Annotated in this window: 30 protein-coding genes and 2 tRNA genes; 20 read left to right on the top strand and 12 right to left on the bottom strand. The window is 63.4% G+C overall.

All coding sequences use genetic code 11. From position 1 onward, the window contains the following. Positions 1-84: 84 nt before the first annotated feature. From E3T43_RS07620 to E3T43_RS07585, 8 genes are all read right to left on the bottom strand, one after another. Entirely contained in the window at positions 85-1,251 is a 1,167-nt protein-coding gene (locus tag E3T43_RS07620; RefSeq protein WP_134471945.1) for a class I SAM-dependent methyltransferase, read from the bottom strand. Positions 1,252-1,326: 75 nt separating this feature from the next. Further along, the gene (locus tag E3T43_RS07615) at positions 1,327-1,743 is read right to left on the bottom strand and encodes a heat shock protein transcriptional repressor HspR (protein ID WP_134443386.1); all 417 of its coding nucleotides are present in this window, start codon (positions 1,741-1,743) and stop codon (positions 1,327-1,329) included. Positions 1,744-1,745: 2 nt separating this feature from the next. Beyond that, on the bottom strand, positions 1,746-2,747 hold the full coding sequence (locus E3T43_RS07610) for a DnaJ C-terminal domain-containing protein (RefSeq protein WP_092447961.1): 1,002 nt from the start codon (positions 2,745-2,747) through the stop codon (positions 1,746-1,748). Beyond that, complete coding sequence (locus E3T43_RS07605; RefSeq protein WP_092447962.1) at positions 2,740-3,366, bottom strand: nucleotide exchange factor GrpE; 627 nt, start codon at positions 3,364-3,366, stop codon at positions 2,740-2,742. Before E3T43_RS07605 ends, E3T43_RS07610 begins: the two co-directional genes overlap by 8 nt. A 9-nt stretch (positions 3,367-3,375) precedes the next feature. After that, positions 3,376-5,250: a molecular chaperone DnaK gene (gene dnaK, locus E3T43_RS07600; RefSeq protein WP_134471944.1), complete on the bottom strand. Its 1,875-nt coding sequence runs from the start codon at positions 5,248-5,250 to the stop codon at positions 3,376-3,378. Between the two features lie 239 nt (positions 5,251-5,489). Then, positions 5,490-6,263, bottom strand: coding sequence for an ATP-binding cassette domain-containing protein (locus E3T43_RS07595; protein WP_134471943.1), 774 nt, complete (start codon positions 6,261-6,263; stop codon positions 5,490-5,492). Positions 6,264-6,265: 2 nt separating this feature from the next. Beyond that, positions 6,266-7,294 carry an ABC transporter permease gene (locus E3T43_RS07590; RefSeq protein WP_092447965.1) on the bottom strand — a complete coding sequence of 343 codons (1,029 nt, stop codon included), beginning with the start codon at positions 7,292-7,294 and terminating at the stop codon, positions 6,266-6,268. Between the two features lie 39 nt (positions 7,295-7,333). Further along, complete coding sequence (locus E3T43_RS07585; RefSeq protein ID WP_166791265.1) at positions 7,334-8,347, bottom strand: substrate-binding domain-containing protein; 1,014 nt, start codon at positions 8,345-8,347, stop codon at positions 7,334-7,336. Between the two features lie 132 nt (positions 8,348-8,479). Between E3T43_RS07585 and E3T43_RS07580 the strand changes: the two genes are divergently transcribed. From E3T43_RS07580 to E3T43_RS07570, 3 genes are all read left to right on the top strand, one after another. Next, entirely contained in the window at positions 8,480-9,577 is a 1,098-nt protein-coding gene (locus tag E3T43_RS07580; RefSeq protein WP_166791264.1) for a LacI family DNA-binding transcriptional regulator, read from the top strand. Positions 9,578-9,660: 83 nt separating this feature from the next. Further along, a complete protein-coding gene (locus E3T43_RS07575) occupies positions 9,661-10,971 on the top strand; it encodes an MFS transporter (protein ID WP_134471940.1) in 1,311 nt (436 codons plus the stop codon). A gap of 88 nt (positions 10,972-11,059) precedes the next feature. After that, positions 11,060-11,860 (top strand): isocitrate lyase/phosphoenolpyruvate mutase family protein, encoded by an 801-nt coding sequence (locus E3T43_RS07570; protein ID WP_134471939.1) that lies wholly within the window; start codon positions 11,060-11,062, stop codon positions 11,858-11,860. A 35-nt stretch (positions 11,861-11,895) separates the two neighbouring features. On the opposite strand, the gene E3T43_RS07565 is transcribed toward E3T43_RS07570, so the two are convergent. Next, entirely contained in the window at positions 11,896-12,417 is a 522-nt protein-coding gene (locus E3T43_RS07565) for a hypothetical protein (RefSeq protein WP_134471938.1), read from the bottom strand. 85 nt (positions 12,418-12,502) lie between these two features. Beyond that, entirely contained in the window at positions 12,503-13,084 is a 582-nt protein-coding gene (gene dcd / locus E3T43_RS07560) for a dCTP deaminase (RefSeq protein ID WP_104132984.1), read from the bottom strand. 107 nt (positions 13,085-13,191) lie between these two features. On the opposite strand from dcd, the gene E3T43_RS07555 reads away from it, so the two are divergent. Continuing rightward, a tRNA-Gly gene (locus tag E3T43_RS07555) sits at positions 13,192-13,262 on the top strand. Positions 13,263-13,323: 61 nt separating this feature from the next. Here the strand turns inward: E3T43_RS07555 and E3T43_RS07550 are convergent. Together E3T43_RS07550 and E3T43_RS07545 are read right to left on the bottom strand one after the other, a co-directional pair. Continuing rightward, positions 13,324-14,235, bottom strand: a complete 912-nt coding sequence (locus tag E3T43_RS07550; RefSeq protein ID WP_166791263.1) for a site-specific integrase — start codon at positions 14,233-14,235, stop codon at positions 13,324-13,326. A 379-nt stretch (positions 14,236-14,614) separates the two neighbouring features. Continuing rightward, the gene (locus E3T43_RS07545) at positions 14,615-14,860 is read right to left on the bottom strand and encodes a helix-turn-helix transcriptional regulator (RefSeq protein WP_134471936.1); all 246 of its coding nucleotides are present in this window, start codon (positions 14,858-14,860) and stop codon (positions 14,615-14,617) included. 103 nt (positions 14,861-14,963) lie between these two features. Between E3T43_RS07545 and E3T43_RS19695 the strand changes: the two genes are divergently transcribed. The 16 genes from E3T43_RS19695 (at position 14,964) to E3T43_RS07475 (ending at position 22,556) form a co-directional block, all read left to right on the top strand. After that, positions 14,964-15,191: a helix-turn-helix domain-containing protein gene (locus E3T43_RS19695; RefSeq protein WP_134471935.1), complete on the top strand. Its 228-nt coding sequence runs from the start codon at positions 14,964-14,966 to the stop codon at positions 15,189-15,191. Continuing rightward, positions 15,188-15,472 (top strand): hypothetical protein, encoded by a 285-nt coding sequence (locus E3T43_RS07535; RefSeq protein ID WP_134471934.1) that lies wholly within the window; start codon positions 15,188-15,190, stop codon positions 15,470-15,472. The genes E3T43_RS19695 and E3T43_RS07535 overlap by 4 nt, the downstream gene beginning before the upstream one ends. Then, entirely contained in the window at positions 15,469-16,263 is a 795-nt protein-coding gene (locus E3T43_RS07530; RefSeq protein WP_134471933.1) for a Rha family transcriptional regulator, read from the top strand. Before E3T43_RS07535 ends, E3T43_RS07530 begins: the two co-directional genes overlap by 4 nt. A 380-nt stretch (positions 16,264-16,643) precedes the next feature. Continuing rightward, a tRNA-OTHER gene (locus E3T43_RS07525) sits at positions 16,644-16,714 on the top strand. Between the two features lie 32 nt (positions 16,715-16,746). Continuing rightward, entirely contained in the window at positions 16,747-17,055 is a 309-nt protein-coding gene (locus E3T43_RS07520) for a hypothetical protein (protein WP_134471932.1), read from the top strand. Positions 17,056-17,116: 61 nt separating this feature from the next. Continuing rightward, complete coding sequence (locus E3T43_RS07515) at positions 17,117-17,953, top strand: phage antirepressor KilAC domain-containing protein (protein WP_166791262.1); 837 nt, start codon at positions 17,117-17,119, stop codon at positions 17,951-17,953. Next, the gene (locus tag E3T43_RS07510) at positions 17,950-18,171 is read left to right on the top strand and encodes a hypothetical protein (protein WP_134471930.1); all 222 of its coding nucleotides are present in this window, start codon (positions 17,950-17,952) and stop codon (positions 18,169-18,171) included. The genes E3T43_RS07515 and E3T43_RS07510 overlap by 4 nt, the downstream gene beginning before the upstream one ends. Continuing rightward, on the top strand, positions 18,168-18,422 hold the full coding sequence (locus E3T43_RS07505; protein ID WP_134471929.1) for a hypothetical protein: 255 nt from the start codon (positions 18,168-18,170) through the stop codon (positions 18,420-18,422). The genes E3T43_RS07510 and E3T43_RS07505 overlap by 4 nt, the downstream gene beginning before the upstream one ends. After that, positions 18,416-18,670: a hypothetical protein gene (locus E3T43_RS07500; protein WP_134471928.1), complete on the top strand. Its 255-nt coding sequence runs from the start codon at positions 18,416-18,418 to the stop codon at positions 18,668-18,670. The genes E3T43_RS07505 and E3T43_RS07500 overlap by 7 nt, the downstream gene beginning before the upstream one ends. After that, positions 18,667-18,828 carry a hypothetical protein gene (locus E3T43_RS18705; protein ID WP_166791261.1) on the top strand — a complete coding sequence of 54 codons (162 nt, stop codon included), beginning with the start codon at positions 18,667-18,669 and terminating at the stop codon, positions 18,826-18,828. The genes E3T43_RS07500 and E3T43_RS18705 overlap by 4 nt, the downstream gene beginning before the upstream one ends. Then, the gene (locus E3T43_RS07495) at positions 18,825-20,084 is read left to right on the top strand and encodes a hypothetical protein (RefSeq protein ID WP_134471927.1); all 1,260 of its coding nucleotides are present in this window, start codon (positions 18,825-18,827) and stop codon (positions 20,082-20,084) included. The genes E3T43_RS18705 and E3T43_RS07495 overlap by 4 nt, the downstream gene beginning before the upstream one ends. Next, complete coding sequence (locus E3T43_RS07490; protein ID WP_134471926.1) at positions 20,081-20,293, top strand: hypothetical protein; 213 nt, start codon at positions 20,081-20,083, stop codon at positions 20,291-20,293. The genes E3T43_RS07495 and E3T43_RS07490 overlap by 4 nt, the downstream gene beginning before the upstream one ends. Continuing rightward, positions 20,290-20,421 (top strand): hypothetical protein, encoded by a 132-nt coding sequence (locus E3T43_RS19500; RefSeq protein ID WP_255454183.1) that lies wholly within the window; start codon positions 20,290-20,292, stop codon positions 20,419-20,421. Before E3T43_RS07490 ends, E3T43_RS19500 begins: the two co-directional genes overlap by 4 nt. Further along, on the top strand, positions 20,418-21,065 hold the full coding sequence (locus E3T43_RS07485; protein ID WP_134471925.1) for a hypothetical protein: 648 nt from the start codon (positions 20,418-20,420) through the stop codon (positions 21,063-21,065). Before E3T43_RS19500 ends, E3T43_RS07485 begins: the two co-directional genes overlap by 4 nt. Then, positions 21,062-22,096: a hypothetical protein gene (locus E3T43_RS07480; protein ID WP_134471924.1), complete on the top strand. Its 1,035-nt coding sequence runs from the start codon at positions 21,062-21,064 to the stop codon at positions 22,094-22,096. Before E3T43_RS07485 ends, E3T43_RS07480 begins: the two co-directional genes overlap by 4 nt. Beyond that, positions 22,089-22,556, top strand: coding sequence for a hypothetical protein (locus tag E3T43_RS07475; RefSeq protein ID WP_105033530.1), 468 nt, complete (start codon positions 22,089-22,091; stop codon positions 22,554-22,556). Before E3T43_RS07480 ends, E3T43_RS07475 begins: the two co-directional genes overlap by 8 nt. Positions 22,557-22,607 lie beyond the last annotated feature (51 nt).

Below are 22,607 nucleotides of genomic sequence, written 5' to 3'. Positions count from 1 at the left end.
AGACCGGTGTCTGCCGGTCGTCACCATCCGCTGATCGAGCTTGCCGAGATCGCCGCAGGACCGCCGTAAGCCGCCCCGAAAAAGCTAGCGACCGGTCGACACCGTCACCGTGAACTTGGTGTTGCGGCCGACTTGGCGGGTCGAACCGACGATGCGGGTCAGCATCGGACGGTAGCCGAGGTGCGTGTTCCAGACCGTCCACAGTTCGCCACCGGGCGCAAGCACTCGGGCCGCGTCGATGAACAGCTTCTCAGCCAGGCCCGCGTGCACGGATGCGCCGATGTGAAAGGGCGGGTTGAGCAGAATCAGGTCGGCGGAGTCATCAGCCTGGCCGGACAGGCCATCGGCCCGCACGACGGTGACCCGTTCGGCGAGCGCGTTGGCGTCGACGGTGGCACGAGCGGATGCCACGGCAACGGCCGACTGGTCCGTCGCGAGCACCCGCAGCAGGGGTCGCTGCGCCGCGAGCGCCGCGGCGAGCACGCCGGTGCCGCAGCCGAGGTCGATGGCGCGCTCGGCATCGGGCTTCATCCGGTCGAGCACCTCGAGCAGCGCCCGGGTGCCGATGTCGATGCTGGTTCCGGCGAACACTCCGCCGTGGCCGCGCACCACGAGGTCGAAGTCCTCGTGCTTCTCGCTGTGTGGCCAGTCGGTCGTCGACGTGGTGAGCGGCGAGGAGGCGATGAGCACGCGGGACTTCTGGCGAGCCGGGCGCACGTTGAGGGCGCCGAAGTGACGGCGCAGCACCTCGTTCATGCTCACGGTCATGTGCTTGATGCGGCCGCCGGCGAAGACGATCACGTCGGGGGCGGCATACTTGGCGATGGCGCCGGCGATCTCATCGAGGGCGTCGAGGCTTTTGGGCAGCTGCAGCAGCACGACGTGGGCGTCGGCCAGCAGCTCCTCGCCGAGCGGAAGGGAGCGGTAGGCATCCGTCAGATTGACGCCGGAGGCGTTGCTGTCAAGCGCGTACTCGCCCGAGAGGGCGTCCTGATAGACGCGAATGCCGCGGGCATCGTGCAGTGCGGCGGCGCCGAGGGTGAGGGCGCCATAGCGGTCCTCGAGCACGACGACTCCACCGCTGCGGTAGGCGGCGATCGCACCGGCGGCCTCATCGAGGATGAGCCGGTCGCTGGCGTCGACGGCGAACAGGTTCTCGGCCTCGATGTCGGGGCGACGTCGCAGCCGATCGAAGTCGAAGTCATTGGTGTTCCGCAGCGCGGACTGGTCGTGCGTGCCCGATTCGGACATGGTTCCCCCTGAAAGTGGTGCCGGTGCAACCAGTTCGTGCTGTGAAAGCGAAACGTGGAGCTAGGTGTTGTAGAACTACATGTGGTCTCGCGGCCGCCAGATGACAATCTGGTTGCTGCGTCTGGTGCGGGTGCCCGCCTTCATCGAAATGACGTCGCCGGCCGAGCCAGCCGCGAAAACGCGGCGGCCCGGACGGTTCAGCAATTCGTCGGCGAGCGTCGATTCCAACTCGCGCAGGCGCTTTTCGAGCCCGCGCACGTGATCCTCGAGTTCGAGGATACGACGGATGCCTTCCAGACTCACACCTTCTGAGCCCAAGAACGCAATTTCACGGAGCTTTGCCACGTCGAGCATGGAGTAGCGACGGCTCTTTCCGGGGGTGCGCTCCGGGCTGACCAGGCCCAGGCGATCGTATTGGCGCAGGGTTTGCGGGTGCATTCCCGCAAGCTCTGCTGCCGTGGAAATCACGAAAACCCGGGTGGTCTCGTCCATGACTAGCCCTTCGCTCGCGCGATCAGTTCATCACGCGGATTTTCCTTGGGCAGTGCCTCGGCAAAGGCTGCGAGCTTTTCTTCCGCATCCTTCGACAGGTGTGACGGTACAGCGACCTGCACGATGGCGAGCAGGTCGCCGGTGCCCTTCGCCGTGGTGACGCCGCGACCCTTGACCCGCAGCACGCGTCCTCCGGGAGTGCCGGGGGCCACGCGCAGTTTGACCGGGGCACCACCGAGAGTGGGCACCTCGATCGTCGCACCGAGGCTCGCCTCGACGAAGGTGACCGGAACGGTCACCCGCAGGTTGAGGCCGTCCCGTTCGAACACCGGGTGCTTGCGCACGGTGATCGTCAGCACGATATCGCCGGTTTCTCCGCCGTCGGGGCTGGGCTGGCCCTTGCCGCGCAGGCGAATCTTCTGCCCGTCGGCGACGCCGGCTGGCACCTTGACCTTGATCGGCCGGCCGTCCTGAGTCTGCAGACTGATCTGGTCGCCCTGGGTAGCCGTGATGAAGTCGATGGTCGTCGACGCGATCACATCGCGGCCTCGGGTAGGCGCGCCCGATCCGCGGTAGCCGCCGGTGGGGTTGCCGAAGCCGCCGCCACCGCCGCCACCTCTGCCGAACATACCCCCGAGGATATCGTCGAAGCCGCCCTGCTCGAAGGTATAACTTTGCTGACGACTTCCGCCGCCGAACATGCCTCCGAAGGCGTCCTCAAAGCCACCGCTCTGGGCCCGGCCGCCGGGCGCGGCGAACCGCGCCCCACTGCCCATGGCCCGCACGGCATCGTATTCCTTGCGCTGCGCGGCATCGCCCAGCACCGAGTGCGCCTCGCTCAGTTCCTTGAACTTCGCCTCGGCGGCGGGGTTCCCCGGGTTGGAATCCGGGTGGTACTTACGCGCGAGCTTGCGGTACGCCTTCTTCAACTCGGCCGGCGTGACATCTTTCGATACCCCGAGAACCTTGTAGAAGTCCTTGTCAAACCAATCCTGGCTAGCCATCGCTCGGTACCTGAACGACGACCTTGGCCGCGCGCAGCAGCGTGGAGCCGAGGTAGTACCCCGTCTCCGCGACGTCGCCGACGGTTTCCACGTCGACCGCTGCACTCGGCTGCTGGAAGATCGCCTCGTGCATGGTCGGGTCGAAGGGTTCGCCGACCGTGCCGAACGAGGTCAGCCCGAGCCGTTCAACGCTCGAACGCAGTTTGGCTGCGATCGTGGCGAAGGCCGAGTCAGGCACGAGATCGCCGTGCTTCTCAGCACGGTAGATGTCGTCCAGTACCGGAATAAGCACCTTGACGATATCCCCGGTCACGCGCTCTTTCTCGATGGCCCGGTTGGCTTCGGTGCGCCGACGATAGTTGGCGTACTCGGCCGTCACGCGCTTGAGGTCGGCGAGGTGTTCGCTCGTCGGCTCAGCAACTTCGCGTTCCGCCGCGTCCAGAATGTCCTGAACGGTCAGTTCGTCTTCTTCGATCCCGTCGGCCGTACCGTCGGCTACAGCACTGTCAGGTTCAGAAGCGGATGCTGCATCAGCAGCGGCCGCGCCCGCGGCGGCGGTGCCGTCATCGGGCACCCCCGCAGCGGACGCGTCGTTGTCTGGATGTTTCTTGTCAGCCATGGTTGCGGCCTACTTCTTCTTCTCGTCTTCGTCGTCGTCAACAACCTCGGCGTCGACAACGTCTTCGTCCTTGTTCTCTTCGGCAGGAGCCTCGTCGGTGCTGGTCTCATCAGCGCCGGCTGCGGCATCCGCCTGGCTGGACTTGTAGATGGCTTCGCCGAGCTTGCCCTGGCTTTCGTTGAGCTTGTCAAACGCGGTCTTCACCGCGTCGTCGTCGTCGCCGGCGAGAGCGGACTTGAGGGCGTCGACATCAGCCTGCACCTCATTCTTCACGTCCTCGGGGAGCTTGTCGACGTTGTCCTTGATCAGCTTCTCGATCGAGTAGGCGAGCTGCTCGGCCGTGTTGCGGGTCTCGGCGACTTCGCGCAGACGCTTGTCTTCTGCGGCGTGCTCCCCACCCTCGCGCACCATGCGCTCGATGTCTTCCTTCGCGAGCGAGGAACCGCCCGTGATGGTCATCGACTGCTCGGTTCCGGTGCCCTTGTCCTTGGCAGACACGTGCACGATGCCGTTGGCGTCGATGTCGAAGGTGACCTCGACCTGCGGAATGCCGCGCGGCGCCGGCGCGATGCCGGTGAGCTCGAAGGTTCCGAGGTTCTTGTTGTCGCGGGTGAACTCACGCTCGCCCTGGAAGACCTGGATCGCAACGGACGGCTGGTTGTCGTCGGCCGTGGTGAAGGTTTCGCTGCGCTTGGTCGGGATGGCCGTGTTGCGCTCGATCAGGCGAGTCATGATGCCGCCCTTGGTTTCGATGCCGAGGCTCAGCGGGGTGACGTCGATGAGCAGAACGTCCTTGCGCTCGCCCTTCAGCACGCCGGCCTGCAGTGCGGCGCCGACGGCGACGACCTCGTCCGGGTTGACACCCTTGTTCGGGTCCTTGCCGCCGGTCTCGCTCTTGACGAGCTCGTAGACGGCGGGCATCCGGGTGGAACCACCGACGAGAACGACGTGGGCGATGTCACCGACCTTGACGCCGGCCTCACGAATGACGTCCTGGAAGGGCTTCTTGGTGCGGTCGAGCAGGTCCTCAGTCATCTTCTCGAACTGGGCGCGGGTGAGCGTCTCGTCGAGGTTGGCCGGGCCGTTCTCGGTCAGCGACAGGTAGGGCAGCTGGATGCTCGTCGACATGCTCGAGGAGAGTTCCTTCTTGGCCTGCTCAGCGGCTTCTTTGAGGCGCTGCTTGGCGATCTTGTCCTTGGACACGTCAACGCCGGTGGTCTCCTTGAAGCGCTTGATCAGGTGATCAACGATGCGCTGGTCCCAGTCGTCGCCGCCGAGGCGGTTGTCGCCGGCGGTCGAGCGCACCTGGATGGTGGAGAAGTCGTCGTCCTTGCCCACCTCGAGCAGCGACACGTCGAAGGTTCCGCCTCCGAGGTCGAAGACCAGGATGAGCTCGTCTTCCTTGCCCTTGTCGAGACCGTAGGCCAGCGCGGCGGCGGTCGGCTCGTTGATAATGCGCAAGACGTTGAGTCCGGCAATCTCGCCGGCCTCCTTCGTGGCCTGACGCTCGGCGTCGTTGAAGTACGCCGGCACGGTCACGACGGCGTCGCTGACCTTCTCGCCCAGGTACTGCTCGGCGTCACGCTTGAGTTTGGCGAGGATACGCGCGCTGATCTCCTGCGGGGTGTACTTCTTGTCGTCGATCGCGACGGTCCAGTCGGTGCCCATGTGGCGCTTGACGCTGGAGATGGTGCGGTCGACGTTGGTGACGTTCTGGCGCTTGGCGGTTTCTCCGACGAGAACTTCGCCGTCCTTGGTGAATGCGACCACCGAGGGGGTGGTGCGCAAGCCCTCAGCGTTGGCGATGACGGTGGGTTCTCCACCTTCGAGCACGGACACCACCGAGTTTGTGGTTCCGAGGTCAATACCTACTGCACGAGCCATCTGGGTTGTTCTCCTTCAATCATGTGCGAAACGAACTGCTAAGTAATCTCAAGACTTGAGCCTCGATGGCTCAAGTATTCCAGAGCCGTTTCGTCCCTGTCAATTTCTGCGGCTGAAAGTTGAGTGTGAGTGGCTCAACTTTCAAAGCGGATGCCGCTGCGCCGACGGCAGACATGGAAGAACGGGCCGCACGATGTAACCAGTGCGACCCGTCCACGTATTTTTTGCCCGAAGGCTGGTTAGTCGCCCTCCACCTTGATGGTGGCGATGGTACCGGTGAGCACGCCGATCAGGCGGTCGCCGTCGAACTCGGTTGTGGGGGCATCCATCACGATGCGGCCCAGGCGCAGCACGACGATGCGGTCCGTCACCTCGAGTACGTGCGGCAGGGTGTGGGAGATGAAGATGACGCCGAGTCCCTTAGCCTTGGCCGCACGGATGACATTGAGCACTTCACCCGCCTGACGCGCACCGAGGTGGTTGGTGGGCTCGTCCAGAATGATCACTTTTCGCGCCCACGACACCGCCCGGCCAATCGACACCGCCTGGCGCTGGCCGCCGGAGAGCTGAGAAACGGAACGGTTCGACGCCGGCACGGCGATTCCAACCCGCTCGAGGTCAGCGTGCGCCTCGCGGGCCATGGTCTTCTTCGACAGAAACCCCAGCTTTCCCAGGATTCCCGGCACGACCTTTTCGCGACCGAGGAACACGTTTTCCGAAACGGTCAGGTGCGGTGCCAGACCGGAGTCCTGGTAGAGAGTCTCCACCCCGGCCTCGAGGGCCTCCCGCGGCGAGCTCCATTCCCGCTCCACCCCGTCGAGCAAGATCTGTCCGCCGTCGGGTTGGTGGGCGCCCGAGAGCACCTTGACCAGCGTCGATTTTCCGGCACCGTTGTCGCCGACCAGGCCGACGACTTCGCCGGCGTGGAGCTTGAGGCTGGCCCCGTCGAGGGCGATGACTGAGCCGTAGCGCTTGGAAACGTTCCGGACTTCGTAGATGACTTCGCCGACCATGGTCACTTTCTCCCGTTCTTGCTCTGCAGCGTCTGAGCGGCGACCGCCGCAGCGATCAGAACGGCCACGACAACCTTTTTCCAGTCCGGTGCAACACCGATCATGATCAGGCCGGACTGCACGGTGAAGAGGATGAGGGCGCCGAGGATGGTGCCCATGATGCGGCCGACGCCACCCATGAGGGACGCGCCGCCGATGACGACAGCCGCGATGGCGTCGAGTTCACGGCCCGTTCCCGACGAGGGGGAACCTGCGCCGAGACGGATATAGACGTACATGCCGGCCAGACCGGCCAGCGCACCGGAGAGGGCATAGACCATGGTGAGGTGTCGTTCCACATTGATACCCGCTGCCCGTGCCGCAAAGGCATTCGAGCCGATGGCGTAGGTGTACAGGCCAAAGCGGGCCTTGTGCAGGAACAGGCCCAGCACGGCGATGACGATGGCCACGAAGAGCACGGCCCAGGAGAGCGGATTCCAGGTCGGCGACATCGCGCTGATGAGAGTGAAGTCATTGGCGCTGCCGATGGGGGCGCCCTTGGAAATAATGACCGAGAATCCGAGCGCCGCGCCCATCGTGGCCAGGGTAGCGATGAACGGCACGATTTTGAGCTTGTTGATCAGGAATGCGTTGACCAGACCGACGCCCAAACCGACGGCGACCGAGACCACGGTTCCGATCAGGAGCGGGCCGGCAGCATCCTGCCCCTTGACGGTCTGGTCCAGGCCGAGCACGTTGGCCATGGTCCAGGCGGAGATGACGCCGCTGAGTCCGATGGTGGCACCGACCGACAGGTCGATGCCACCGCTGATCACCACAAAGGTTTGACCAACGGCAATCAGGGCAACGGAACCCCAGTCCGTGAGGACGTTATTGGCCGTCGCGACCGAAAAGAACTTCGGTTCGAGCACCGTGAACACGACGATCAAAATGATCATCACGCCCACCAGGATGGTGCTTTGGTTGGCGGCCAGGGAGGAGAACCGTGACGAGAGCGCTGACTTCTGCACGCTCTGACTGACGTTGGTCATGTATTTGCCTTTGTTTTCTACAGCTACCGGGAGGACGACTTATTCAGTGGCGACGTAGGTGTACTTCGCGAAGTCGTCGTCAGAGGTGCTGGAATCCAGAACTACGTTCGGAATGACAACCTCGTGCTCGGTCGACGTCTCACCGGTCTTGATGTACTCGACGAGCGTCTGAATGGCGAGGCGGGCTTCGGCGGCGGGGTCCTGCGCGATGAGCGCGGTGAAAACGCCGGACTTGATCTTCGCGACGTTGTCGGGGTAAGCGTCGTAGCCGACGAGTCCAATGGTGCCTTCCAGGCCCTTGGATTCGAGGGCGGCAGCCGCACCCGAGGCGTTCGTGCCGTCAATGGCGAAAATGCCGGCCAGGTCGGGGAAGCGGGTGAGCCAGTTGTTCACGTTGGTCGCGGCCTTTTCCGGGTTGGACTCGGAGTACGCGACGTCAGCGATTTCAATGCCGGGATATTCAGCTTCGATCTGGGCCGTGAAGCCGTCGAGGCGGCTGACATTGGTGGTCGCGGTGGCGCTGGTGAGCCCGACGACAACCTGGTAGCTTCCGCCGTCTTCGTAGCCGATCTGGGTGGCGAGCGCGTCAGCGGCCTTGGCGCCGCCGTCGGCGTTGTCACCGGTGATGAATGACACGACGTCGGAGAGGTCGTCGACGTGGGTGTCGACGTTGACCACGGGGATGCCGGCGGCAACGGCCTTGGAGACCGAGGACTGCAGGGCCGTCGGGTCGGTAGGGATGAGCACCAGGCCGGAGGGCTGCTGGGCCAGAACCGCGTCGACGATCGGGATCTGGGTCTCGGCCGAGTAGTTCGCCGGGTCGCCCTGCCAGATGAGCGTGACGCCGAGCTTGGCGGCTTCTTCCTCTGCGCCGGCCTTCATCGCCTGGAAGAACGGGTCAGCCTCTGCGCCCATGACGAATGCAATGGTGATTTCATCCGCTGCCGCAGCATCGGTGGAATCGGTGGTGGCTGCGGTCGAGCAACCGGCCAGGGTCAGTGCGAATGCCGTCATTGCACCAACTGCTGCAATCGTTCGGAATGAGCGCCTCATGAATGTCTCCTTTGACTTACGTGACCAATGCGAGATCGTTCTCGCAAACCTTGGTACTATATATTCCAATGGGAGAATGAGTAATGCAACTCGAGTAGGTAACGGTTGCATCACGTTTACAAAGGGGTCACTGTGCGGGACGACGACGTCACGAAGCCAAGTAATCTGCCGACAATCGTCGACGTTGCCGCCGAGGCGGGTGTGTCCCGAGCCACGGCCTCGCGGGCGCTCGGCCGCTACGGCCGCACCTCGGCCGCCACCATCGCGCGGGTCGAGCAGGCGGCGGACGCGCTGGGTTACCGCCCGAACGAACTCGCCCGGGCGATGCGCGTCGGTGTCACCAAGACCATCGGTCTGGTCATCATCGCGGACTTCACGAATGCGTTTTTCGATCGCGCCACCAAGGCCATCGTGGACGAGGCCAAACTGCACGGCTACCAGGTGCTCATTACGAACACCGATGAAGAAACCGCGATCGAGCGCCAAGCTATCGAGACCCTGCTCGAGAAACAGGTCGATGGGTTGATCGTGGTGCCGTCGCTGTCAGCGGGCTACGAGCATCTGAAGCCGGCTCAGCTCGGCGGCCGACCGATCGTGCTCATTGACCGCCGCCTGGACGACCCGCCGCTCACCTCCATCACCACCGACGACTTCGCCGGCACCCGCGAAGCCGTGCGCCACGCCATTTCACTCGGCCACAAACGGCTGGGTTTTCTCATCTCGGCCTCGAGCGTCGAGGGCGTGACCGACCAGAGGCCAACCCATCTCATCTCGACCGTTCTGGACCGCACCGAAGGCTTTCTGCAGGGCGCCTCCGACGCCGGCATCCGTCGCAACAGCCAGCATTGGATCTTCTGTGAGGACAAGCCGAAGTCATCCGAGGCGGCCGTGGCGTCGCTCCTGGACCGACCGAACCCACCCACGATCATTTTCACGTCGAACAATGACATGGCTCTGGCCGTGCTGAAGGTTGCCGGAAACCGGCGCCTCACCATCGGCCGGGACATCTCGCTCGTGACGGTCGACGACAGCCAGTGGGCGGCGGCAATAGTTCCCGGCATCACCGTGGTCGCCCGCCCGGTTGAAGAAATCGGCCAACTGGCCGTCACGAAGCTGCTGGCCGAAATCGCCGAGCCCGGCCAGCCCATCGAAGTCGTGGTGCTGCCAACCGAACTCATCGCGCGCGATTCGGTGGCGAACCTGTACCTGCAGGACTACCGCGTCAGCTGACGTTCGCCCGAGCGGATGCCGACCCGACGGTCCCAGTATCGGCGCAGTATCCGTTCCTTACCGGCGGGCAGTAGATTGTGCACATGATCCACACTGTCGCCGGAGACGCAGCCACCACTCCAACGCGTGGCCGGGTGGTGGCCTGGGCGTTCTGGGACTGGGGGTCGGCCGCGTTCAACGCCGTCGTCACGACCTTCGTCTTCACGGTGTACATCACCGGCTCGTCTTTCGGCGATGAAGACGTGATCAGCGCCCAGCTCGGCTGGGCCCTGGCCATCGCCGGCCTCGTCATTGCCGCACTGGCCCCGATCACCGGGCAACGCTCCGACACCTCCGGCCGCCGCAAATTCTGGCTCGGCGTGAATACCTTCATCGTCGTCGCGCTGACCGCTTGCATGTTCTTCGTGCAGGCAAGCCCGAGCTACCTGCTGCTCGGACTGTTCCTGGTCGCGGCCGGCAACGTCTTCTTCGAATTCGCAGGCGTCAACTACAACGCCATGCTCGCGCAGGTGTCGACGCCGCGCACTATCGGCAAGGTCAGCGGATTCGGCTGGGGCATGGGCTACCTCGGCGGCATCGTGCTGCTGCTCATCGTGTACTTCGGCTTTATCCAGCCCGAGGTCGGCCTGTTCGGGGTGACCGGCGACAACGGTCTCGCCGTGCGCGTCTCCATGTTGCTCGCAGCCGCCTGGTTCGGTCTCTTCGCGCTGCCCGTGCTCCTGCGGGTACCGGAGTATCGGGCGCCCAAGGCCGCCCGACGCGAAAAAGTCAGCTTCTTCCAAAGCTACGGGGTGCTCGGCCACGATATTGCCCGCCTCTGGAAGACCAGCCGCCAGGCGGTGTACTTTCTCATCGCGAGCGCGGTGTTCCGCGACGGCCTGGCCGGCGTGTTCACCTTCGGCGGTGTGCTCGCGGCATCCGTTTTCGGATTCTCGCCCGGCGAGGTCATCATTTTCGCCATCGCGGCCAATGTGGTCGCCGGCATCGCGACCATGAGTGTCGGCGCGCTCGACGACCGGCTCGGCGCGAAGCCCGTCATCATGACCGCCCTGGTCGGGCTTCTGGTCAGCGGCCTCCTGGTGTTTTTCCTGCACGACGGCGGGCAGATCGTGTTCTGGACGGCAGGGCTGGCCCTGTGCTTGTTCGTCGGCCCCGCCCAATCGGCCAGCCGCACCTTTCTGGCTCGGCTCATTCCCGTCGGCCGCGAGGGTGAAGTGTTCGGGCTCTACGCCACGACCGGTCGAGCCGTCAGCTTTCTCGCGCCGGCCGCCTTCGCGCTGTCGGTCACAATCTTCGGCGAAACCTACTGGGGCATCCTGGGCATCATGCTCGTGCTGCTCGTCGGCCTGCTACTGCTCATTCCGGTCTCGGCCAGGCAGCAGCATATCTCCTAGCCGGACGCCTGCCCGTCCTTGCCTGAGCATCTACTGAATTACGGCTGTTCCCTCGCCCGGGGCGCGCAGGCCGGTCAGACTGAAGGGCATGACTCTTACCCAGCTCCAAAAGGCCGAACTCCTGCTCTCGCTGCACGTGCCCGGCGAGCCCCTCATCGTCACCAACGTGTGGGATGCCATTACCGCCAAGATCGTGGCCGATGCGCCCGGCGTGAAGGCCCTCGCCACCGCGAGCCACTCCATCTCGAACGTGCGCGGCCTGCCAGACGGCGAAGGCCTCTCGCTCGACGAGGCCATTCTCGCCGCCACGATCATCGCCCGCGCCGTCGACCTGCCGGTCTCTGCCGACTTCGAGAAGGGCTACGCACCGGATGTTGCCGGCGTGACCCGCAACGTGCGTCGCCTGATCGAGGAATCCGGCATCGTCGGCATCAACATCGAGGACTCGGTCGGCGCCGAGAAGGCCCCGCAGTTCGACATCGAGACCGCCACCGCCCGCGTGGCCGCAGCGAGAGCCGGCGCCGAGCAGAGCGGCATTCCCGTCGTCATCAACGCCCGCGTCGACACCCTGGCCGGCGGCGGCGACTGGGACGAAGCCGTCGCCCGCGCCAACGCCTACCTCGGCGCCGGCGCTGACGTCATCTTCTTCCTCGGCCTGACCGACGAGGACAAGGTGGCCCGCGCGATCGAGCAGGTCAACGGCAAAATATCGGTGATCGGTGCGCCCGGACTCGTTCCGCTGAAGCGCCTCGCCGAACTCGGCATCAGCCGAGTCAGTTTCGGCCCGGGCACCCTCGGCCTCACCCTCGCAGCACTGCAGGCCGCGGCCACGAACCTCACTGCCCTCGGCGACTACCCGGCCGACCTCGGGTTCAAGTTCACCCTCTAAGCCAGCCAGACACCGAGGCCATCAGCATCCGTTGCTCAGCGGAGGCGGGTGGCCTCATTGTGTTCGACGAGTTGCCAGGTCGCGCCCTCATCGGCGGAGACCCACCCCTCCCACTTGTAGCTGTCGGGGGTGATGGCGGTGAAATTCCAGCGGATCGGGCGGCCGTCCGTGCGGGTGCCCTCCTGCCGAACTCCATGCCGGTATGGGGTGGCCACGAGCTGGCAGTATTCGCCCAGCGCCGGGGCGAAGTAGCTCACGCGCCAGGCTCCGGCGAACGGGTCGTAGACGCGCACGGTAGTGGCGACGGTTTCAAATCCAGACGGATGTGTCGTGCTCGCAACGACTTCGACGTCTTGCACGGCCCGACCGTCGAGGATGAATTCGACCATCCAGACGAAGTCACGTTCGATCCACTCTCCGGTGGTCTCGTCGAGGCGGGTACCCTTGGCGGCCCAGGATCCGACCATCTGGCCGAAGCGGTGCATGCGCCCTGGATACTCCGGCGTGGGGCCGTGCGCGATCAGCGCCTCGTCGAATCGGGTGGGCATGGAGGTCATACTCCGATTTTACCCGACGCGAGGTTACGTTCGACGTATTAGGTTTGCTCGGCCCGCGGGCATCCGCTGGTATTGGAAGGCTGCGTCAGCGGTCGATGACCGTGCGGTGAAAGTTTTGGAACGAGCGTGACGCCGTCGGGCCGCGCTGGCCCTGGTAGCGGGAGCCGTATTCGCTCGAGCCGTAGGGCTTCTCGGCCGGGGAGCTGAGCTGAAAGAAGCACAGCTGGCCAATCTTCATTCCGGGCCAGAGCTTGATCGGCAGCGTCGCGACGTTGCTGAGCTCGAGCGTGACGTGGCCCGAAAAGCCGGGGTCGATGAACCCGGCCGTGGAGTGGGTCAGCAGACCGAGACGTCCGAGCGAGCTCTTGCCCTCGAGCCGGGCGGCAATGTCGTCTGGCAGGGTCACCTGCTCGTAGGTGGCGCCGAGCACGAATTCTCCCGGGTGCAGAATGAACGGCTCGTCGGGCTTGGTCTCGATCAGGCGGGTCAGCTCTGGCTGGTCCTCCGCCGGATCGATGTAGGCGTACTTGTGGTTGTCGAACAGCCGAAACAGGCGGTCGAGGCGCACATCAATGCTCGATGGCTGGATCATTGCGGGGTCGAGCGGCTCCAAACCGATTCGTCCAGCGTCGAGTTCAGCCTTGATATCGCGATCTGAGAGCAGCACGGTGCCAGCCTAGCCGCGCCGGGTTGATATGCTGGCACCGTTCCGATTGTTGTTCACTCACGGTCGGGCGCGCGGATGTAGTTCAATGGNCACTCACGGTCGGGCGCGCGGATGTAGTTCAATGGTAGAACTTCAGCTTCCCAAGCTGATAGCGCGGGTTCGATTCCCGTCATCCGCTCTGATCAGGTGTTTTACCAGTTTCCAACGATGGTAATGGCGTCACAAAATGAACGCAGTGGCTATTTATTGGCTACTTTGAGTTGGGTTCTGAATGATCCGAACCGAGCAAGGGTCTCACTTTGATCTGGGCGCAGCAAGGTCTTTTCGACATAATGCCTGTCGGCTACCGAAGTGCTCGCATGGCCCAACTGCCGCATAGCAGCCTCTGTTCCGAGAGCAGTCGCCACGGCCTTTCGTAGGTCGTGTGGCGTCATCCACGCGGCATCAGAGCCCCGCAAGGCGGTTCTCCACTGTTGCCGGACATTCTCAGGCCAACGAGGCCCACCGTTCGCAGAGGGGAATACCCACGCCACCACAGCGCTCTTGTAGCGCTTCGACAACATCGGGCGAACGAATTCAGGTATATGCAAAGTGCGCCTAGAAGCTGCCGATTTTAGCGGGCCCCTAACTAGCCCCTCCCCCGGAACGCTAATTAGGGTCGCGTCGATCGTTACCGTCCAGGTTTCCCAATTGAGGTCAGACCACTGAAACGCGAGAACTTCGCCAATCCTTCCACCGGTCGCTAGCATCACATCAGCAAAGTCCGTGAGATCCCGGATCGAACCTGAACGAACAGGCGCGACCGCATCGTATGCAGCGAGACGCCTATACAGTTCGGCAATAGTCTCCATGTCAGGAGCTCGAACCGCCTTGAGCTCGATAATGGGCATACGTAGATTCTTGCCAGGGTTGTCCCTTATCGCGCCGTTTCTCACGGCAAGCCCCATCATTCCCGTGAGCACGATCCCAAGAATTTTCGCTTGCGAGGCGCCAGAAGATTCCTCAACCAGATCGATTATCCGCTGTAGACGCGGAACAGTTGCCTCTTGGATCCTTATTGCCCCCACATGCGAATTGACATGCGAGTTGACCACGGACTTGTATCGTCGCTTGGTACCCGCAGCTTTTTTTGTCTTATCCAGATCAGCCACCCATGCCTTCGCGAGCGCCGATAGCGGTGAGCTTGGCGTGATGTATTCGGACGCTGGCGACAGTCGGTCACGTAGCGCCTCCTTTAGTGCCTCTTCTGCCTTGGCAGGGCTTTTACCGACCCGCAGTAGCCGCCGCCGCTTCCCGTCTAGATCGCGGTAGTAGGCGACGGCGGCCGGCGTTCCGGCCAAAGTGACTGTTCGGCGTATTTTCCCCCAAGTTTCTAGAGGGAGTGGCGCTCGTGCCATTTCAATCTCCTTGGATGTCGGTGGTCGAATATATGGTGGAATAAATGTTCGAATCACCGGGGAATAAGGGGTATAAATTGTGAACACAGTTTCTAGACTCGCTGAGCAAGCTCTTCTTGCTGGGGTCAAGGTGTCAGTCTTGCTCGACTGCTACCTCAGCACGGTCAAAGATGACGCGCGGGTCAGCTCCGAGAGCTAGAGAAATCTCCACGAATGCAGGGGTTGGGATGTCGCGCTTTCCGTTGAGGTAGTTCAATACGGCGCTTTTTGACAACCCGGTCGTTTTGACGAGAAATTCAATTGTTACCCGCTTGCGCCCGCGCTCAGCCCGAAGCTCAGCGGCGACGGCCTGGTTGTAAGCATCTCCATAAGTACCCATGAGTGAACCATAGCGCCGTTTTGTAGTCTTTGGTACTCAAAGTGGCCTTTTGGGTTTTCGTATGGATGTTGTGAGGTTTGCAAACGGAGGCTAAGGTTTTCATATGACTACCACACAGACCAGCGCGGCACTGATTGCAGCCGCCATAAAAGAGGCTGAGCGTTCCTTCAAGTGGACTGCGGATAAGGCCGGAATGTCTATGTCAACATTCGGGCGAAAGCTACATGGAGGCGGAGATTTCACTGTTAGTGAAGTTGCCCGCGTCGGGAGGGCGCTCGGCGTCCACCCGTCCGATCTACTACCCGATGAGTTTCATCTGGTCGCCGCATGACCGCCCTACTGGGCCCAGTGCTGAATTCGGATGAAGCCGCTAAGTACTGCGGTTTCAGAGGCGGTGGGCAGACCATGCGGGACCTCAAGCAGAAACAGGCCGGCCCCGCTTGGAGCAGGCTCGGCAAAATCCTGGTCTACTACCCATCCGATCTTGACGCCTGGATAGCTGCACGCCTGGGATCAAAAAAGCTCGGCGCTGTAATCCCTCACGAAGACAAAAAAGTATTAAATCCCGTGCCCAATTTTCAGGATATTTCCGATGGGCAGATCGCATCATGACCGCCCTCGACATCTTCACCCGCTCTGGCACTCTCGTCATCTCGTCCGAGACTGTCGCGGATGGATCCGGCGTCCAGCACAAGAACGTGCTCGATCTTATTGACGCCAACCGGGCCGACTTCGAGGACTTCGGCTTGGTCGCGTTTGAAACGCGAGCAAGATCAGCGGGTCAGCACGGCGGTGGCGTCGCACGCATCGCTCTCCTAAATGAGCAGCAGGCCACTCTCCTCATGACCTTCCAGCGCAACACCGATCAGGTGCGCAGTTTCAAGAAGGCTCTCGTCCGGGCGTTTTTCGACATGGCGCGCCGTGCAGTCCCTGCGCCGGCTGAACTCACTCGCATGCAGATTCTTGAGCTTGCGATGGAGTCGGAACAGAGAGCGATTTCAGCCACTGTCCGCGCCGAGGTCGCCGAGGAGTTCAAAGAGGCCATCGAGCTAAACGACGGCATTACCCCGCGCGACTTCCACAAGAAGTATCTGCCCGGTGTGACAGAAACCGAATTCAGCGCCGCCCTGTACCGTCACCGTCTCCTGATCGATCAGACCGGGCAGCGCGGGCGAAACGCCAAGGGCAAGATCATCAACGGCAAGCAGCACCGCCACCCTACATATCAGGGCAAGGCGTTCTTTTACCTGCACTCTGAACTCGACCGGGACAAGATCCGCCGCGAACACGTGCGCGTGATTCCCGGTGAGCCTGAGTTGCTCCTCGTGAAATGGTGCGCGGCCCGAGGTCTCCAACAGAGTGGCCGCTCAATCCGCGATGCGGTCGAGGCCCTCACCCCGTAACACCCCCAAATTCTTTCCCCTCGCTCTGAGGGGAATCCGCCGGCGTGCAATTTTCCGGCAACTGCACCACATTCCCCTGGCCGCGCGACGCCGTAATAGGCCCTGCGTAGGAGGGGGAGCACGTTTCTTGGTAACTACACACAGAACCCCGCGAAATAGATGAGGGGACGCCTCCGCACGGTTTAGCACCCGGCCGGAGAGGCGCAGCGCTTGCTGCGTAGGTACAGACGTGAGAGGTCGCGTGCCAGCAATGACCCTGCCGAGTTGGCAGGGGTTAGAACGCAGTACGAATCCTGATGGTGCGAGTAAGCGGGGCGAAGTCGGCCCCTATCGCTGAAGGGGTTCACGCCCGGTTGGAGTCGAGCCCTGACCGGGCACATGGGCGGGTAGCTCAACTGGAAGAGCGCGGGTTCCCCCACCCGATATGCCGGTTCGATCCCGGCGCCGTCCACTCATCAACCGAATGTCACGAAAGGACATCGCATGTCAGACAAGAAGATCAGCCCCCGCAAGACGCGCAACACCGCGGCGAACGAAGCACGTCACGCGGCCAACGTCGCGCTGGTGGCAGCTCTCGGCATTCCTGCCGCCACAAGCGAGCACCTCAAGCTACGGCGCGACGGCAAGGGGAACACGTACCAGGTGACGACGACGAAGCGTGTTCGTGAGTCGAAGTTGCTGCGCAAGGCAGAACGCGGACGGCAGCGCACGGCGGAGTTAATCATCCGCGAGGTGAAGGCCAGAAGCGAAGACGCCGCGATCGAAGCCGAGCTCGCCGAGACGGTGCGCTGACCCAAACACGAAAACGGCCCCCGAGGTTCAGTCGGGGGCCATGACACAGAAACGAGATCCAATGACAAGAACTGAGATTACCACCGCCTACGCCGAGCGCCTGGACGACCTCAAGGTGATCACGTTGACCGATGGGGAGGTGTGGAGCGCGCGCGACCTGATGGGATTTGTCGGGTACATCGAGTGGCGCAAGTTCAACGAGGCAATCAATCGTGCCATCGCCTCAGTCAACGCGTCCGGGATGGATGCCTCGGGACATTTTGTCCCCGCCGCCAAATCATCCCCGATGCCGAACGGCGGGCACCGGCAGATCGAAGATGTCGAGCTAACCCGTTACGGCTGCTACATCCTCTTCCAAAACGCCGATGGGCGAAAGCCTGAGATCGCAGCCATGCAGTCGTATTTTGCACAGCAGACGCGGCGCCAAGAGATTGCTGCACCCGCCGCGCTCCCAACCGACTACCTCTCAGCACTCAAGGCGCTTGTCGCTGAGGTGGAGTCGACGGCAGCGCTCAAAGCTCAGGCCGTGATCGATGCCCCAAAGGTTGCCTACGTCAATGAGTTCCTCGCATCCGATGACGTGGTGCTATTCCGCGCCGCTGCATCCGAGCTGGGCGTGGCTGAGGGCGTGCTGCGCGACACGTTACTGGACGCCAAGTGGATTTACAAGCTCGCAATCGGCAAGCGGTGGTCGAAGTCCAAGCAGAAGGAAGTCACCGAAGTCGAGTACCGCGCAGGATCCGCGCACGCCGACAAGTTTCGGCTGATGCCCCAGCACAACGCGCCGCGCTACCACAACGGGCAAGTCAAACAGACCCTCTATATCCGATCTGAATCGCTCCCGGCCATTCGCCGCCGACTGAATCACTTCATCAATTCGAAAGCAGTTGCAGCATGACGAAACCTCCTGCCCCATACCGCTCTGAACCCACGCACGGCCAGAGCATCGTGGACAATGACCGCCGCCGGCGAGCCACTCAGCCCAGTCACCGCCAGCGAGTTGGTCGGCGCAGTCGCCGCCGCCTCTTTCTGCTCTGGTTCTTCGGCTTGCTCGTCGTTGCCCTGACGGCGACTGCCGGGTTCTTCATCGTCAACATCGTTGGAGTCGCATCATGACCGCCGTCGAAGACCTCTCGGTCGCCATCCGCACGCTGACCGACCTGACCGATGCCAGGGCACGCGGGGCAATCGCCGAACTTCGGGATGCCGCCGAACTCAAGGCGGCGCTGCGCCGCACGGTGCCGGGGCTGCTGGCGATCCTGACGGCTGGTGAATTCTGGGTGCACGACAACCTCGGGATTCACGCCGTTCAGCTAGCTCGCCTGATCAACGCTCAACCGGATCCGCACGATGAGCAGCCGTGTTGAAGTCGCCGGGGTTCATTCCGCCGGCCGTCGCGGTCGACGGTGACCGGGTCCGAGTGATTCGCAGGAACAGTGACGGGGACGGCCTCATCGGCTACCAACTGCCCGCGCCGCCCGGCGTTGTCCGGCTGGCAGCGGAGGCCGTCGACGACAACAGGAATGATCCGCCTGACGACTGGTGGCGCGCTACGTATCGCGCCGGCGAAGTCCGCGTCGTCCTGATCCAACGGCGTCCGTGCGTGTTCGCATGACCGCCGCGCACTGGGTGCACTTCCTACTCGTGTTCGGCGTCATCTTCATTTTCATCGGGTGCTGGCTGCTCTGGCCGCTTCCCATCACCTTCCTCGGCTTTGCCTTCATGGCGCCGATGGTCGTACTCGCTTTCATCCAGATAAAGGACATGCAATGACATCGCAGAAAATCGAAAAGATCACCGTTACCGACTTCATGGGGATCGAAGGCACCGTCGAGATGTTCCCCACCGGCCAACTGCAGGTGATCGCCGGGCCGAACGGATCCGGCAAGTCCAGCTTCATGGCCGCCGTCGAGGAATGCTTCGACCCGGCCGGCACCCGGCTGATCCCGAACCCGGTGAACAATAAGGCCACCCGGGCAAAGGTGGAGATCCTGCTCACGGATGGGCGCATCGTCCGCGACTACCCGAAGGACGGGCCCGGCACCCTCACCGCCTACGCCCTCGACGGCGCCAAGTACCCGAGCGGCAAGGAGTTCGTCGCGGGGATCACCGGTGGCCTTCTGTTCGATCCGCAAGATTTCGTGAAGCTGTCCGACAAGGAGCAGCGCCAAACGCTGCTGTCCAAGGTGACGCTGCCGTTCAACCTCGCCGAGATCGATGCTAAACGTAAAGGATTCTTCGACGGGCGCACCGATAAGACCCGCGAGGTGAAGCGCCTGGCCGCGCAGCTCGACGGATGCGCGCCGGCGGATGCGAGCGTGCCGGATGCCGAGGTGTCTGCCGCCTCGCTGTACGCCGAGATGGATGCGATCCGCGAGCACAACAACGAGGTGGAGCGACTGGATGGCGCACACACCGCCGCGACGAATGCCCGCATCGCGGCAGACCAGGCGGGCCGTGACGCCGCCGCCGCGCTCGACAAGGCACGTGCCGACCTCACAGCCTCCATAGCCGCCGAGAAGATCGCCGCCGACGCTGCCAATGCGGGTGAGGCCAAGTCGCCGGACGCCGTGGCCGCGCAGCTGTCCAGTATCGACGAGACCAATGTGAAGGTGCGCGCACAGCTCACCCGGGCCGCCCTCGCCGCCGAGCTCGACGATCGCACCGCCGAAGAGGCCGCGCTGACCGCAAGCATCACGGCCATCGACAAGGTCAAGGCTGACGGCCTCGCCGCCGCCGACTTCCCCGCCGGCCTCAGCGTCAGCGACGACGGGATCATGTTCGGCGACGTCACGTTCAAGCAGTTGAACACGGCCCGTCAGGATTCGATCGCGTTCGACCTGGCTACGAGCGGCAACCCGGCTTTGAAGATCGTGGTCATGAAGTCGGGCAACGACCTCGACGACGTGAGTCTCGCAGCCGTGCAGAAGCTCGCCGACAAGCGCGGCTACTTCGTGCTCATGGAGCGGTACCGCGGCGACGCCGATGGTGTCGGATTCCGCATCCAGACCCCGGCGGTCTCCGCATGAGCGACCACAAGAACGTGGCGCTCGACCGACTCGACACGGGCCTGCACATCCACAGCCATGAACTGAAGATGGAACACTTCGCCGTGTCGCAGATCGAAGCCACGCTTGCTGTGCTCGCTGCGGTGGAAGCGCAGACGGAGCAGAGCGAAAACATCTTCGCCATGATCCAAGACCAGTACGGCAACATCCGAACGGCGGTCAGTTCATGACCATCGGAGCCAGCCAGTCGGACAGCTACTACGACGCCCTCGACGAACCTGCCGAGCCCGTCGAAGAGGCCGACCCCGACGACGAGAACGAGCGCCGCGCCGAGCGGGAACGGGATGCGTGGGAATGATGACCGACCTGATCTCATCACCCATGCTGATCCTGCCGCCCTGGTATCCGCGCATTCTCGACGACGGGACGGACCGTGAGAAGTGGCTGGCGGCCCGAGCAAACGCCGTCATCGGTGCGAGCGACGCCGCCGGCTACGTGAACGTCGCATCCATCGAGAAGTATGTGGCCGCGAAGTTGAAGCCGTCGAGCTTCCACGGCAACGCCTACACCGAGGCGGGCCACGAATGGGAACCGCGCCTGCTCGCGTCTCGTGGCCTGCAGCAGAACACCATGCTGATCCACGCGCCGGGCGAAGTCGGATTCGGCGCTACCCCGGACGCGATCACGTCGACGCCCGAGGGAATCATCCTCGGCGAGGCGAAGGTCAAGCACAACAAGATCGTCAACGGCCCGTCGCCGCGCGAGTTTCGGCAGGTCGCCTGGCAGATGTTCTGCGCCGACTGGGACCGCGTGCTCTACACGGAATTCGTGTGGGGCGAGGTCGTCAACGGCGAGCTGCGCAACGGTGCAATCGAGCCGAAGCATCTGCGCATCTACCCGAAGGACGTCGAGCATCTGCTGCAACCGATGATCGACATCGCAACCCCAGTGCTGGCGCGCGTTCGTGCCGCACTCCAATTCGCAAAGGAGCTTCAACTATGAGTACAGACGTAACCGTCTACAGAAACGAGTCGCTGGAAGCCCGCATGGGCTACGCCCGAACGATGGCCAGCGCGGGCGACCTGATCCCCAAAGGTCTCTGGTCTAGCCCCGGCGGCGGCGTCCTGCCGTCACCTTCCCCCGGCAAGGTTCTGCTGGTCATGGAGACCGGCGCCATGCTCGGCATTCACCCGGTGGCCGCGCTATCGGGCGTCAACATCATTGAGGGCAAGCCGTCGATCAGCCCGGCTCTCATGTCTGCGCTCGTGCGCGGCGCCGGCCACACGCTGCGCGTCGTGACGGACGGAACGGTGGAAGGCGGCGACTTCTCGGCCACCGCCACGCTCACCCGATCCGACGACCTCGAGTTCACCTACAAAGCTACGTGGACCCCTCACCGGGCTATGCGCGCCGAGCTCTGCAGCTACACGAAGGTCGGCGACGTGTGGAAGGTCAGCGCCACAGGGAAGGGCGGCGGCGTGAAGCCGTGGCAGGCCTACACGGAGAACATGTGCAAGTGGCGCGCTGTCGGCGAGGTCTGCGGGGAAGGTGCGCAGGACGTGATCATGGGCATGCACACACCCGACGAACTCGGCCAGAACGTCACTAATGCTGGCGAGATGGTCTCGACGCCGGACACCGAATCCGAGCGTGAACCGACCGAGGATTGGCTGGCGCTCATCGAAGCGACGGACGACAAGTACGACCTCGCGATCCTGAGCCAGCGCATCCAGGGGTTCGAGGCAAAGGACGGCACGCGAGTGCGCGACTCCGAGATGACTGAGGCTTTCCGCACTGCCATCATGACGCACGCCTCGACGCTCACGAAGGACTCGCGGGAGACGCCCCCGCCGGCGGCCGAACCGGAGCCGGACGAGAACGTCGTCGATGCCGAAGTCGTGCCCGACGAGGAACCCGCCGCTGCAGCACCCGAAGCCGCAGCGGCAACCGAACCCGAAGAGTCGGAGCTGGCCAAGTACGAGCGCGAGAGCGCCGAGGAGTACGCGGCAGAGATGAAGCTCACCGGTGCCTGACATCTCGCCCCAGTTGCTCGATGTCCTCCGCGACATTGGCATGGACCACCCCGACCCGGAGGTTCCGCTGCACGCCAAGCTCATTGCGACGATCGAGCGGCTCGGACCGGGCGCGACCTTCGGGCAGCGACTCGCCGCGATCCGGTTCGACTTCAACTGGGAACTGAACGACGCAGGCAAGGTGTTCGCCAAGGCTAAGGCTGACCATGAGCACTACCTCGATGCCGAGACGGTTCGACTCCGCGCTGGTTCCGAGAAGATGTCGCGGGTCGAGGGCGAGCAGATCGTTCGTGCCCGAGATAAGGCCTACGAGCTACGGCTGCAGTTCCTGCTCGCCGAGCAACGCGAACGCGCCATGCGGAACTTCCTACTGACGATCCAGTCGGCGCTCGACAACCACCGCACCGACCGTGCCGACTGGCGCGCCGCGGACACCGAACACCGCGTGAGCGGAACGTGACCCCCACAATCTCCCTGCTGCCTCCGGCGCAGGGTCATGCAGCATCCAACG

Source organism: Cryobacterium sp. Hh7, from assembly GCF_004403155.1.
Classification (GTDB): Bacteria; Actinomycetota; Actinomycetes; order Actinomycetales; family Microbacteriaceae; genus Cryobacterium; species Cryobacterium levicorallinum.
This window is presented reverse-complemented; position numbering and strand designations above follow the sequence as displayed.